Source organism: Marinoscillum sp. MHG1-6 (genome assembly GCF_024714475.1).
GTDB lineage: Bacteria > Bacteroidota > Bacteroidia > Cytophagales > Cyclobacteriaceae > JAMZMI01.
On record NZ_JAMZMI010000003.1, the window covers coordinates 258,860 to 273,933 of the forward strand.

Sequence of the window (15,074 nt, forward strand, 5' to 3'; positions counted from 1 at the left end):
TGGTCCGAGTTTATAACTCGAACCGTCTTCTATGCTTAGAATTTATTTTATTTGATGGTATAAGTACTCTCCAAAGTGAAGTAGCGACCCATTGTTGATTATAACACCGACAAGTGCGATAGAAGACAACTTGCATTTAACCTTTCAGTTTTGTCGTAACCTCATCTTCTGGAGCAACATCTGATCAATCAACATCCTTCATTAGCATAGCTAACCCTAAATCCTCCGAGTCTTCATCGGACAGAACTTTTACATCAACGCCCAGTTTTTGTAGGAGTTCTGAAAGAAACTGCAATTCTTTCCGGCTTTTAGGATTAACAACTATTGAAGTCATGTAACTAAGATAAATAATCAGTAAGGTGCAAACTAACATTCCTTAGCAGTTATACGCTAAACTAGTTTCTGCTGTCCTGTCCAAAATAAGTTGAATTAAGAACCAACCCTTCAGACTAATTCAAATGCTCCTCCAAATCCTTGGGATTTTTCACTGTAGGTGGGGTATTGGACATCAGGTCTCTATAAATGATCCTGGTCACCTCGTTCCAGTCTTCAGCCTCTTTCCAGTAAGGCTGAGGCAGACCTGATTCCCATTTTGATAACATGGCTTTGAGAGAGTCTTTCATATCCGGATACATACTGCTCAAGTCATCGGTTTCTCCCAGGTTTTGATCCAGGTCATACATGACCTCCAGGCTGTCTTCGGAAGTGATGTATTTCATGTTTTGATTTCTAATGGTGGACATCTCGTCTTTGCGCCAATACAATATATCATGTGGATTCCCCTCCCTGTCACCATTCAAATAAGGCAATATGTTTACTCCATCAAGTTTATTGTCCGTGGTCGGTTCCTTCCCGGCAACAACGGCAATCGTTCCGTAGATATCCAAAGAAGATGTAAGCCCATCAAACTTTCTACCCCCTTCAACTTCAGCCTTCCAGATCACCAAAAAGGGCACTCTGGTCCCGCCTTCATACTGATTTCCCTTCCACCCTTTTAGAGGTGCCACTGAAGAATTATTATTATGAGCTCCTCCATTATCGCTAAGAAAGAAGATCAGCGTGTTATCATAAATGCCGCTATTTTTCATTTGATTGATCACTTTCCCAATGGCCTCATCCATAGACCAAAGCATAGCTGCATAAACGGGTCTGGCATGCGCTTCCCCAAATGATCGGATCACTTCAGCCTTGGCGTGCATCGGTGTATGCGGAGCATTAAAGGCCAGGTACATAAAAAAAGGGTCAGCATTCCTGGCCTGATCTTCAATATAACCGGCAGCCTGATTTCCTATCGCGTCTGTCAGGTAGTCATCGAACTTCACCGGGGTATAATTCTCAAGAATGGCCTTGATATTGCCCGGTTCGTCATCTTTAGCATCCGGAAAGTAGCTCCTTCCCCCAGCCAGAAATCCCCAAAAGTAGTCGAAGCCATTACTTAGCGGATGCTGATGCGCGGCTTCTCCCAAATGCCACTTCCCGAAAATACTAGTTTGATAGCCCTGTAATTTTAGGTACTCAGCAACCGTCACCTGAACGGAATCAAAGGCATTGGTAATACCCGGTTCCAGATTACACTCATGCCCGAAGCGCTGTTGATATCGTCCCGTCAACAGACCTGCTCTGCTTGGGCTGCAGACAGACGCGGAGACATGGGCATCGGTGAAAATCACACCGTCTTTGGCAAGTGCATCTAAATTCGGAGTGAGAATATCCTTACTACCCATAAATCCAAAGTCGGCGTAGCCTGCATCATCCGCCAAAATAATAATGATATTAGGCCTTGAATCACCTCTTGATTTTGATGTATTGCCTTTCGAACAGGCTATAAATACTAAAGAAGCAACCACCAATCCAAATATCAGATACCAAAGCCTTTTCATTTCATTAACATTTATATACACTCTGTTTCAGGTTTTCAAATCTAGCTGATAGCGAAGCAGGGCAAAGGGTCTTAATCGTCATGTTAAGGGTGATATCGCTCAGAGTTCTACTAGTTAAATGAGAAGTTCCCCATTTGCTAACATTTATCGCCCATTTCCAGTAAATCAGAAACATAAACTTAATTTTGACTAATATAACCCCCTATTTAAAAGATGAGTAGCCAAAAAAGAAACTGGAATGGCCTCACTTTGTACTTCAACCCAAAGTGATATAAAATGAGAGTTTCGTCAAGCCTCTGGATCCTTTCTATCCTCACCTGTAGCTGTTTTTTTAGAAGCCCCGGCGGCGAGTCCGCTCCTGAAGGGTATACCCGACCAAACATCATTGTCTTTTATGTAGATGACCTGGGGTTTGGTGATCTGAGTAGCTATGGCGCCAAGGGCGTGCAAACTCCCAATGTTGACCGGTTGGCCCTGAATGGTATCAGGTTTACAGATGCACATAGCTCCGCCGCTACCTGCACTCCTTCAAGATATTCCTTGTTAACAGGGGAATATGCCTTTCGAAACAATGCCGAAATTTTACCCGGAGATGCACCCCTCCTGATCGATACGTCCAAATTCACTTTACCTAAAATGCTTAAAAAGGTCGGCTATACGAATGGTGTTATAGGGAAATGGCATCTGGGACTTGGTAGTGGTGAGGTCGACTGGAACGGAAAAGTATCTCCCGGACCACTCGAAATCGGGTTTGACTATTCATTCCTCCTGCCTGCAACAGGAGACAGGGTCCCAACGGTATATCTGGAAAATTATGAAGTGCTCAATCTGGATAAAAATGATCCGATCACGGTATCCTATAACAAGGACCTTGGGCAAGTCAGGGCAACTCCCGAAAATGCACGATATGTATCTGATAAGCAGCACAGCGAAACCCTGATAAACGGTGTAGGTCGAATTGGTGCCATGATTGGCGGAAAACAGGCCTGGTGGAAAGATGAAGAGTTCCCGGATGTGTTTACCCAAAAGGCTTATTCCTTTATTGAAGCGAACAAAGACAACCCATTCTTTCTCTACTTTTCCTTTCATGATATACATGTTCCCCGTCTGCCCAATGAGCGGTTCATCGGGAAGAGCAAAATGGGCCCCAGAGGTGATGCTATTGTCCAGATGGACTGGATAACGGGGCAAATTATCAATCAACTAAAATCTTTGGGACTGGAGGAAAACACTCTGATCATTTTCACCAGTGACAATGGCCCGGTACTCGACGATGGATATGCTGATTTTGCAGTAGAAAAGCTGGGAGATCATCAACCCGGAGGGCCTTACAGAGGAGGGAAATACAGCTCCTTTGAAGGGGGCACGCGAGTCCCCTTTATCACTTACTGGAAAGGACATATTCAGGCCGGAGTATCGAAAGCCCTCATTTCTCAGGTTGACATCATGGCCTCTATTGCTAGCCTGCTAGGTATTAAGCTTGAAGAAAATGAAGCAGCCGATAGCGAAGATCTATTACCTGCTTTAATGGGTCAGTCGCCAGAAGGACGTCAATACCTACTTGAGGAATCTTATAGATTGGCACTCAGAAAAGGTCCATGGAAATACATTGAACCGCTACCTGATGGTGTAGAACTTAAGCCATGGTTATTAAAGAAAAATGTTGATCTCGGTGCTCACGATATACCCCAGCTTTTCAACCTTGACAAAGACCAGTCAGAAGGGATCAATGTAGCCAACGACTACCCCGGAATCGTCCAGAAAATGAAAGAAAAGCTTGCTTCCATCAGACAGGGCAGCAACCAATCGAACGGTTCCATTGTTAATGAGTAGTACCAAACGACTACGTTTTTGATAGAAAATAACTTCACCTTCACCCTTCTTTATGAGTGGTGTTTTATGAACGCCCTCTTGATGTATTCTAGCTCCTAACCCGCTATATTTATATACCGTGCAGAAGAAGCATCACCATATTGTGTTTGGCAATACCTGGTATTTGATTCTGACATTTATTGTTGGGTGGTATACACCTGGTCTTTGCCAGTCAGAAAAGCTCAGTATTGAACAACATCTCTCAGAATTTAACATTGAATATATCGATATATCGAAAGGGCTCTCAAACAATTTCGTATCAAAAATTGAAAGGGACCAATATTCGATGATGTGGTTCGCCTGCGAGGGCGGCCTGAACAGATATGATGGCAAATCATTCAAAATACTTAGACCGGATGAGCGCTATCAGCGTCTGTTAAATGAAAATATTGAAACGCTATTTATTGATAGCCGGGAGAACCTGTGGGTCGGGACCAAAAGCGGGGGAATCTCCGTGTATTACCAGGCTTCTGACGAGTTCATCAATCTAAATGAGCAAATTATTGCCAAAAAAGGAGCTCATGTTATTCGAATCACAGAAATCATTGAAGACCGTGACAGGGATATTTGGGTTGGAACCTGGGGACTTGGCTTATTAAAATTCTCTGCTGACAATTATCAGCTTACCGCAACTTATTTCAATAACAACATTATACATGACCTGGAATTGGATTCATTCAACAACTTATGGGTCGCCCCGGGCAATCAGCTATTTAAATATTCCGTTGATGAATCAAGGTTCATCGATACAGGGATCAAAGTTGGAGTCTGTCAGAGCCTCTTATATGACAGCATTTCTGAAAAGTTGCTCATTGGATCTTCAAAGGGCCTTTTTGAATATGACATTAACACAAATGAAATCACCGAGTTTGCCGGGAGTACGAGATTGGGTCTCAGAGACTTAAACACGGTTAATATTGACAAAAAAGGCCGGATTTGGGTAGGCTCCTGGAATCAGGGGATGTACGTAAGCTCCCAGGACCGGACGAGCTTTAAAAAATTCAATCTGATACCCGGACAGCCCAACAACACCAATTATGAAACGGTTCTGGATATCTATATCGATGATGATGGGTTAATATGGGTTGCTACGGGTTATGGAGGTGTAGTGAAACTAAGTCCAAAAAAATCAATCACCCATATCATCAATAAGTTTGATAATGCCATTAACCTTCCTGAAAACAACATTCAATCCATAGCCAAGGATAGTAAGGGTGCATTGTGGTGCGGAACCTGGGGAGGGGGAATTGGGTATTCGAAAAATCTGCGTTCTTTCGAACAATTACCCGGCGTAGAAAAAGGAAAGGTCTCCTGCTTTTTGCAATTAGGTGATAAAATGCTGGCAGGAACGGCCTGGGGTCTAAAATTCTATGACATCAATTCACCCCAGCAAGGCCCGATTAAAAAAATCTACGAGCGAGATAAAGTAAAGTCCATTTACCTGGATCAGGCTAAGCGTTTATGGGTAGGGACCCAACAGAACGGGCTATTACTTGTGAGCTATGAGGATCATGGTGATCAGCTAAAAACCAATCTGATCGAATCTTTTTCATTGAAATCCGGGTCACTAGAAAGTGATCGAATCAGTCAAATTATCGAAGACGATCAGGGTAACATTTGGGTAGGTACCTACAATGGTCTGTATCTTTTGAATCCAGCAGATACTACTTTCACCCGGGTAGAAGCGATAAAAGGTCAGCAACTTCCAAGCGTTATTGTACTGTCCATCCTACCAACCTCCGAGGGTGAAATTTGGCTAGGCATGCCGGGCGGACTTTTGAAAACACAATGGAATGGCAAAAATCTCGAAATCGTCAAGGTTTTTAATTCAAGTATGGGGCTTAAAAACGATTATATCACTGCAATTACCATTGATCCTGAACAAAATATCTGGCTGAGTAATGCTGCCGGTATTGCAACCGTCCGAAAGGAGAATGACAACATCATTAATCTTCTGGGCAACCAAACAGATTCTTACTCCATGAATATCAACTCATGCTACAATGATGGCACTCGCATATTTTTCGGTAGCGCTTCAGGCCTCTTTTACTTTGATCCACTTCAGGTAGAACTGTCCAGTGAGCCACCCAATCTCATTTTCAATCAACTGAAAATAGACAATAAAGAAGTGGCGGTAGGACAGAAAATCAATGACCGCGTAATCCTTAAAAATGCAATCACTCATACAGACGCAATAGAGCTCTCCTACAAAGAATCGGTGGCCTCCCTTGGCTTTATTCCGGATCAGTTCCAGAACCGGGAGAACCTCACCTATTACTATCGCTTGGTTGGACTACAGGATAACTGGATCAACAATGGCAATTCGTCTGAAGTTAATTTCATTGGTTTGGATGCAGGGTATTTTAACCTTGAAGTGAAATGTACCTGGGACAACGTCCATTTCAGTGACATCAGCTCCATGAAGATACTGGTCTCTCCTCCCCCCTGGCTGTCTGCATGGGCATATACCATTTACGCAATCATTATTATCGTATTGGGCTTCCTGATCAACCAGTTTTTGGTCAACAGAACCAAGCTCGAAGCTAAACTCGCCATGGCGAAACTTAGTGAACAAAAAGAGCATGAATTAACCGAGGCCAAGCTACAGTTTTTCACAAACGTCTCTCATGAGTTACGTACTCCGCTCACGCTCATCACCAGCCCAGTAAGTGAAATATTATCGGATCATAAACTTGCGGCAGAACTACGGGAGAAGCTCACCTACATCGAAAGGAATGCCAGCAAGCTTCTAGATCTGATCAACCAGCTCATTGACTTCCGAAAAGCAGATCAAAATGAATTAAAACTACGGGTAGCGACAGGCAACTTTGCTCCATTCTTTGAGGAGATCTTCTTATCCTTTAAAGGGTATGCTGAAACCAGAGGGGTACATTACGATTTTCAATCAGAGACCCCTGACCTTCAGCTCACCTATGACCGGGATAAAATGGAGGTGGTCATTTGTAACCTGCTATCCAATGCTTTCAAGTTTACCCCGAAAGATGGTCAGATCAATGTTTCTCTCAAGGAGGACTCAGATAATTGTATCATCACCATTTCCGATACCGGGAAAGGCATCTCCAAAGAATACCAGGAAAAGATCTTCAACCGGTTTTTTCAGATTCGTGACTCCGACTCTGCGAAAATGGTAGGTTCAGGAATAGGCCTTTCACTTTCACAAAAAATCGTTGAGCTTCATCATGGAGAGATCACTGTTTCCAGTGAGTTGGAAAAAGGCACAACCTTTACGATCACCATACCTAAAGGGTTTAAACATTTTGAACCGGAAACCATTCTTCAGGACTTCGTTCACAGTGAGGATATCAACAAATATGAACCGACTGCCGAAATCGAAGATAATGAAAGGGAAGAATCTCCATTAGATGAGACCAAAATCAACCTGCTGATCATCGACGACAACAAGGATATCCAGACTTATCTCAAGACTTTATTTGCAGGACAGGGTTATCATGTTACCGTCGCCGAAAATGGACTGGAGGGTAAAGACATTGCCTTGGAAGAGGTACCGGACCTGATTATCAGTGATGTGATGATGCCTGAAATGGATGGTCTGGAGCTTTGTAAGCTGCTTAAAAATGACATCAGGACGTCACATATCCCGATCATTTTGCTTACAGCTAGAACATCGACTGTCCATGAAGTGGACGGACTGGATCTCGGGGCGGACGATTACGTCCGCAAGCCATTTGATACGAATGTGATCAAATCCAGAGTAGCAACCCTACTGGAAAACCGGGAAAAGGTCCGAAATCATTTGCTGAACAAGGTCCGGTTTGAGCCTAATACCACCAACCCGATAGTAGATAAGGAAGAAAAATTCATCCAGGATATATCTGAAATGATTGAGAAAAACATGCTCAATGCAGAGTTTGGGATTGAATCCATGAGTGATGATCTATGTATGAGTCAATCGACCCTCTACAGAAAGATCAAATCGATCACAGGTTTGTCGATAGCCGGATTTATTCGGTCGATCCGACTCAAAAAGGCGGCCGAAATGCTCATTTCTGAAGACACCAAGCTGAGTGCCATTGCCTACTCTGTGGGATTCAATGATTATAAATATTTCAAGCGCTCATTCACCGAGCAGTTTGGGCTTTCTCCTAAGACCTATCGTGAAAACCGAATCGAGGAGTTGAAGAGCGAGCTTCATAAGTAGGATGAGTTGGGAGTAAGGAAACACTTTCATCGGGCGTCATTGCGGAATTTTTCCTGTCTCGGCAGGTCTTTCGACCTGACGAATAAGGATTTTTCTGGGAGAACCAAAGATGCTCTCTGAGCATCTCTTCTGTGGTTGGAGTTCGTAAAACAAAAAAGGGTGCCACCACAGCACCCTTAACACCAACTTAAACTACTAAAACCTAACGAATAATGATCTTTTGAGTATAGATCTCCTCGCTTTTTGAAAAACACCGGATCATGTAGAGTCCGGAACTGAAACCCGACACGTCATACCAGCCATTCTCTCCTGAAAGCGCATATACCCTACCTTCCATAGATACCATTTCCAATTGTCTTGCATCCTCCGGAAGATTCATTATTTGAAAGGTATCTTCCACAGGGTTGGGTAACACAATGAGACTTTTAGTGGGCAGAATATCCAAAGGCACTTCAGGTTCTACGTCCTCACTGATGATGACGATTTCATGACCTGCACCTATCCACTCAATTCCATCTGTTGTTGCAATAATTTTCACAATCGCAAGTGCGGTATCCTCCACCACCTCATCATTGACAATAGAAAGAATCGTTTCTGCGGAGGTTCCACCTTCCGGAATGGTCAACTCCGCTTTCTGAATAGCATACTGATCCGATGCGAGATTTTCCACAACAAATGAGAAGGTCTGCGGAGACCCCACACTTCTGGCAGTCTCTGCCCTAAGTACCACGTACTCACCTTCACTCAAGGTATCCGCCTGGATATCCAGTTGAATGGAAATCCTGACATCCATCTCCTTTAAAAAGCTCGGAGTTGACCAGGTGGCCTCCGGTATTGATGGCGAGGAAACATGATCTCTATATAGCTCTCCCAAAGGCGTGATATCTCCATTGACATCAAAGAATTCGCCGAACTCAATATCCTCTCTATTACCGGCTACCGCGGGACTAGGCTCGAAATAGTCATACCTTTCAATATAATCCAGTGAATCAAGGTAAGGTAAAGCCAGCTCAAGGAAGGCCAGATGGACCGACTTATCTCTATTGGCGTTGGCATTAAACTCCGTTATCCAGATAGGCATTTGATGCTCGGCGTATACATTTTTCAGGTAGTTTTTGAATCGATTAAAAATCTTCTGAGCATCTTCAAAAGGTGTGTTTACGGGATTACCACCCCAATCGTACCAGTGCACCCCAAGGACATCATAACGAACATCACTTTCAAGTGCTGCATCCCTGAAATCCTTCAGCCAGGTAAACGGCCCATTTTCCCGGGGTGACGGAGACACAAGTCTCAGACCTGTGCCCATCAGATTCTTGAAGGTAGGGACTGCCACATCTATCTGGCAAAGGTTACCATACTGACCGGATTGGTCATTGCAATTATCAGATTCATTAAAGCCCATGATATGAGTAACCTTTTCCTTTTCAATATGATCCAGAACTGCGGCAGGCGTAGCTGCACCTCCGCCCCATGCCATCGGAGCATATTCCTGATCAGGAAGGGACTCTCCATTTGGGGACCAGTTATAGGTCCATGTTGCCCCTACTCCCGAAAGAAACTTGGAAGCTCCCTTCTTGGTGACCCAGTTCCACGGCATCACTCTGATAAATGAGACATTGTTATCCAAAGCCTGGGGCAGATCTATCTCCAGGGCCTCCTCACTGGCTACAAATACCTGGCTTTTACCTGTACCATTTTGAAATATGGTCATGCAAACCTCGTAACCACGTTCTAACCGAAAAGAGGACGTCTTATTATCGAAGTCGCCCAGCTCAGAACGAGAGTAGATTTGAAAATACGGAACACTAAAGGATTCTCCTGCCAACCCCTTGTCGTCATATAATGTTAGAGGGGCATAAGTCGAGTCAAGGAGTCTTACCAGTGATCCTTGATGATAGTATTGATTGATCCGAATGCCCTCATCCAGAACCTGCGCAACACCATCCGAAACAAATTGATCAAAATATACCGTATCCGTCACATAGGGATCCACTGAAGGCAACTTCACCCAGCTCGTCATATCCATAATATCCAGTACTGCCAGCTCTCCCAGAGGATTTGCTGAGATCACTTCCAGCGTAGCATTGTTGGATAAAGAAATGAGCCCTGCAGTAATGGTATCACATTTGAAAGTAGCATTAGACAACGCAATCCCTTTCGTCTCGGGACTAAACGTTAACGTGCCCTGCGTGCTAATATCCAGGACTGCATCTCCGATGACCATATCCTCAGTAATGACTACACCAGGGTCTATAGAACCAGCTCCCGGCGAGGCTTCACTACCAGTGATCACCCAATTCAACTCATTGAAAAAATCATTATCTACACTTCCCGTCCATGTCCAGGACTGGCTGAAACCCTGAGCCTGAAAGGCCAGAACGAAAACAAAAACAATCGAATATTTTATAAATTTCATTTGAATTAAAGTCAAAGTCATTACCTAATTACTCCCCATATCCGGGGTTCTGTGTCAGATTAGGGTTGATGGCCCGCTCCGTAGATGGAATAGGTGCCAGATAAAAATGTTTCGATATCACATCCGGAACTGAAAGGGGCTCGCTCGGAGACCTCAAGGCATTCACTTCCTCCACTCTTTCCGTCCTGATGAGGTCAAACCAACGGTTCATTTCACCTACCAGCTCCCATCCTTTTTCATCCACTACCGCTCGAACAAAGTCATCTTTTGACAGTGAGCCTGATGTAATATCAGCATCAGATCCCACGGCTGAAGGATCATATCCCTTCCCTCTCCTTCTGATTTGATTCAGGTACTCGTAGGAATCCGCCGAAGGTGTTCCGCTCACCTGCGCTTCGGCCTCAGCATAGATCAGATAAACCTTGGCCAGGCGCATCATCGGCAAATCAATTGCACTTTGAGCTTCTACCGGTTGTTGAGGGTCTTCTGCCACTAATGCAGAATCGTAAAACCCATCCCAGTACTTTTTGAGGTAAGTATGTCCTGTTGTAAAATTGGTGTAGTCCTTATAGGTGTAGTGATATTTTTTATCATCTGATCCAATGTAGTACGGGTCCAGTGTATCCTTACTCAACACTTTCAAGCGGGACAAAAAGTTGAAATCCTTTCTGTCTCCATCAGGGTATCTTTCAAAGAAGGACAGCTCAATATACATGTCCTGCCAGCCGCTCAGCTCCGCAGGTTTGGTAGCTTTAGCCATCCATGATCCGGTATAGCCAGAACCACATGCCTGTATCGGACAAAGTGATAGCGACCATATCAATTCACTGTTATCCTCATTTGCAACGGAGAAAATAGAAGCATAATCCGACACCAATGAAAAAGGACCATTGTCGATCACATCTTTAGCATAATCCTGAGCCTGCACATAGTGTTCAGTCAAATTCAAAGGCCACCCTGCCATAGTAAGGTGCACCTCCGAGAGGTATGCCTTGGCCGCCCACTGGTTAATGAAACCATAACTCGGCTGAACCGGAGGCAAATGCTCTTCGGCAAACTCAAAGTCAGCTATGATCAAATCATAAACCAGGGCATCATCAGTTCTGACCACGTTATAAACAGCATCGTCTACGGTAGTTTCTGTGATCAATGGTACATCACCAAACACCCTAACTAACCAGAAGTAACTCCAGGCTCGCAAAAAATACGATTCGGCGACCATTTCATCGATTTCATTCTGATCAAAACTTCCTTCCAGACTCTTAGCTCCTTCAATATCCCAGGTTGCTTGTCTGATCACATCATAAAGTAGTGCCCAGGTAGCTCTTTGAAGCCGGGTATTGGAGGCACTTTGATAAAACTGGTCAAACTGTCTCCACTCTTCCTTATTTGATCCGGTCAGGGTGGTAAAATCATCAGCACCCATTAACGGCACCCGAAAACTTCCAACCTGCACGGAACGCTCCCATACATCGCTTATCAGCATTCTGTAGGTTCCATTGATCGCTGTTCTCAGACTGGTTAAGTCCTGAAAGTAGTTAGTTCTCAATTGATTTACCGGTTCCTCTTCCAGGTCCACACATGAGAACATCAAACCGCAAACTGTTAATATGATTATTAATGAACTTTTCATGACTCTTCGCTTAAAATTTGAAATTCACACCGGTTAGGAAGGTTCTCGGAATAGGGTATCCCCCTTCATCGAAACCACCTGCCCGGTCTCCGGTATTTGATAATGACTCAGGGTCATATCCAGTGTATTTTGTAAACACCAGTGCATTTTGGGCGGTGATAAATAAGGACAGTGAATTAATCCCTTTGATCCACGGAATTGTCCTGACAGGAACATCATACTTGAGGGTTGCATTTCTCAGCTTAACATAGCTCCCATTCTCTATCCATTGACTGGATTGTCTGTAAAGCACACTGGTGGTCGTAAACCCTGGGATATCAGAACCCTGATTTTCCGGAGTCCATCGATTTACAATATCAGCATTGGTAGCGTCTCTTTGCCCCGCGCCTCCATAAGTCGAAGCCTTCAACGAGTTCAAAACATCCACACCATGCACCCCATTCCATACGAGGTTCAAAGTGAAATTTTTATATTTCAGGTTGGTAGTAAATCCCCATACAAAGTCCGGATAAGGATTACCAATGATGGCCATGTCTGAATTATCAATCAAAGTATCGCCATTCAGATCAGCATATTTGGCATCACCCGGTGATCGGTTATATAAAGCCGCTATATCCGCCTCATCAGTACCGTAAACCCCGTCGTAAACCAGTCCCCAAAGTAATCCCAGTGGCTTGCCAACAAAGTTTCGATGGGTATTATCCAGTAAATCAGGGTCACTTTGAGTGTTTTTACCGGAGGCGATAAAATCAGATGCCCCCGCTATTGCCAACAGCTTGTTTCGAACTACACTAACGTTGGCATTTAATTCCACTGAAAAATCACGATTGTCCACGGCATAACCGGAGACCATGAACTCCAGCCCTTTATTTTCCATCTTACCCGAATTCACCGCTATCTTACCTCCCCCGGCATATGCAGGCACTTGTTGGTCAAAAATGAGATCAGTGGTGCGTTTGTAAAAAACATCAAACGTGATGTTGTACCGGCTTTGCAGAAGACTAAGATCAAACCCGCCATCAACCTGATTGGTAGTTTCCCAGCTCAACCTGTTGTTTTTTGGTCCGGGTAACCCTGTTCCCCTGTCAAACTGTGATCCGTCAAAGGAATAGCCTTTATTGTAAGAAACGGACTCAACGGTCTCTGTAAATCCTACCGCCTGGCTTCCCAACTGACCGATACTCAGCCTCAATTTCAATTCTTCAATAGCGCCAATGTTTTGAAGGAAAGGCTCCTCGCTCATTCGGTAAGCTAACGCACCTCCATAAAATGTGGCGCCTTCATAGCCCACCGCCAGTCTCGAAGATTCGTCATGTCTTGCATTGAAGGTAAACAGGTATTTGTCTCGAAAAGTGTAGTTTACCCTTCCTAGCAAAGACCAAATTTCCAAATTAGACTTGTCACTACTGTTTGTCTGAGTGTCAGCGACACGAGAGCTATAGTATCCAAGATCCGTAGTGGTAAGTTCAGACCCACCGCCTGAAAAATCCCTTTCAAAATTTGATATGGCCTCATAAACAACCGTTGCATCCAGGTCATTTTGACCGATCTGCTTTTTGTAGGTCAGCTGTTGAGTCATCTGCCAGTTCAGCTGCATGGTGTTGGTATTACCGTAAGAACTGGAAAGTGGGCTGCTCGCAACAAGGTTAGGTGATACCCTGGTAAATGATGTTTGCGATATCCCCTTGAAGTTTATCGCGCCCTGTGTCTTGAATTTCAGGCCTTCCATCAAACGAAACTCGAGAAAGGTATTCGCTAAGAAATCATTGCGGTAGACCTTGTTTGGCGTCTCATGGATGGAATAAGCCGGGTTTACCGATAATGGACCATAGGCCTGATTACGGGTATAATCTCCTGACAGCGTATCAAATACGGATAAATGCGTAGGCCATCCCACCGCGGCACGAATGATGTCGATATGCTCCTGATCATTGGAATTTTCCTTTTGCTCCAGCGCATTGGAAACACCAATGAACAACTTAACCGGATCGAATATATCCTCGGTATAGTTTAAACGCAGGTTATACCTGTTGTACTTGGTTCCTGTGACAATACCTTCATTCCATTGCGCGGCTGTTGACATGTAAAAGCCCCCTTTGTTCATCGAAATCTGAACCTGGTCCTGACCTCCATCCTGGAAGACTACATCCTGCCAATCGGTACCGGTACCATTACTTTGGGCAAGTAGTATATCTTTTCTGGTAAACAGCAAGTTCGCTTCCGGCGTACCTCCAGCCCTCATTTTATCATTGATGGTTTCCATATACTGCCACCCTTCCATCAAATCCCATCTATTGCGCAGTTGGCTGAGACCTCGCTGATAGCTCACATTGATCTGGGCATCATCGCTTTTACCCTGTTTGGTGGTGATAATGATCACACCATTAGCTCCGCGAGACCCATAAAGGGCTGCCGCGGAGGCATCTTTAAGAACGGAAATAGTCTGAATATCCGCAGGATTGATGGACTGCACGTCGGCTCCGATGAACCCGTCGATGACGTACAAGGGACCATTTGAGGCTCCAAATGAGTTTACTCCACGAATCCGCACTTTAAGACCACTGCCTGGGTTACCGCTGTTTTGATTGACCAGTACTCCGGGAATTTTAGATTGAAGCGCGGCTTCAACGCGCACTACCGGCTGTAAGGCCAGATCTTCCGCTCCAAGAACAGAAACGGAACCTGTTAGATCCTTTTTGTCAACGGAACCATAACCGATGACCACAACCTCCTCCATTTGGAGTACATCCTCTTTGAGCGTGATGTTGATATTGGTCTGTCCATTGACAATTATATTTTCACTTTTGAAACCAACAAAGCTGATTTCAAGGATGGCATCTTTATCAGCATTCAACCGAAAATTACCATCCAGATCAGTAATTGTACCCGTACTTGTTCCACGAACCAGCACCGTTACTCCCGGTAATAGTTCTCCCTGTTCACTTACGATTACTCCGGAGACCGGCATTTCCTGTGCATAAATCGCAATAGAAAAGAAGGTCAGAATAACTGCTGCAAAGCATTTAGTAAGACTGTTGCATAGGCATATTTTTGAGATTTCCATGATGGACTTTTTTGAGTCAGTGAAGG

Annotated in this window: 7 protein-coding genes; 2 read left to right on the top strand and 5 right to left on the bottom strand. The window is 44.3% G+C overall.

The genetic code is table 11. From position 1 onward, the window contains the following. Positions 1-184: 184 nt before the first annotated feature. A complete protein-coding gene (locus tag NXR94_RS08505) occupies positions 185-334 on the bottom strand; it encodes a hypothetical protein (protein WP_258104193.1) in 150 nt (49 codons plus the stop codon). Between the two features lie 115 nt (positions 335-449). Continuing rightward, positions 450-1,880, bottom strand: coding sequence for a sulfatase-like hydrolase/transferase (locus NXR94_RS08510; protein WP_258104195.1), 1,431 nt, complete (start codon positions 1,878-1,880; stop codon positions 450-452). A 276-nt stretch (positions 1,881-2,156) separates the two neighbouring features. Between NXR94_RS08510 and NXR94_RS08515 the strand changes: the two genes are divergently transcribed. Further along, positions 2,157-3,713 carry an arylsulfatase gene (locus NXR94_RS08515; protein WP_258104196.1) on the top strand — a complete coding sequence of 519 codons (1,557 nt, stop codon included), beginning with the start codon at positions 2,157-2,159 and terminating at the stop codon, positions 3,711-3,713. A gap of 118 nt (positions 3,714-3,831) precedes the next feature. Next, complete coding sequence (locus NXR94_RS08520; protein WP_258104197.1) at positions 3,832-7,932, top strand: hybrid sensor histidine kinase/response regulator transcription factor; 4,101 nt, start codon at positions 3,832-3,834, stop codon at positions 7,930-7,932. A gap of 202 nt (positions 7,933-8,134) precedes the next feature. On the opposite strand, the gene NXR94_RS08525 is transcribed toward NXR94_RS08520, so the two are convergent. Genes NXR94_RS08525 through NXR94_RS08535 form a run of 3 tightly spaced genes read right to left on the bottom strand, consistent with a single transcriptional unit; the run spans position 8,135 to position 15,048 of the window. Beyond that, the gene (locus tag NXR94_RS08525) at positions 8,135-10,351 is read right to left on the bottom strand and encodes a glycosyl hydrolase (RefSeq protein ID WP_258104198.1); all 2,217 of its coding nucleotides are present in this window, start codon (positions 10,349-10,351) and stop codon (positions 8,135-8,137) included. Positions 10,352-10,379: 28 nt separating this feature from the next. Continuing rightward, positions 10,380-11,984, bottom strand: a complete 1,605-nt coding sequence (locus NXR94_RS08530) for a RagB/SusD family nutrient uptake outer membrane protein (protein WP_258104199.1) — start codon at positions 11,982-11,984, stop codon at positions 10,380-10,382. 10 nt (positions 11,985-11,994) lie between these two features. After that, positions 11,995-15,048 (bottom strand): TonB-dependent receptor, encoded by a 3,054-nt coding sequence (locus tag NXR94_RS08535; RefSeq protein ID WP_258104200.1) that lies wholly within the window; start codon positions 15,046-15,048, stop codon positions 11,995-11,997. Positions 15,049-15,074: the final 26 nt, after the last annotated feature.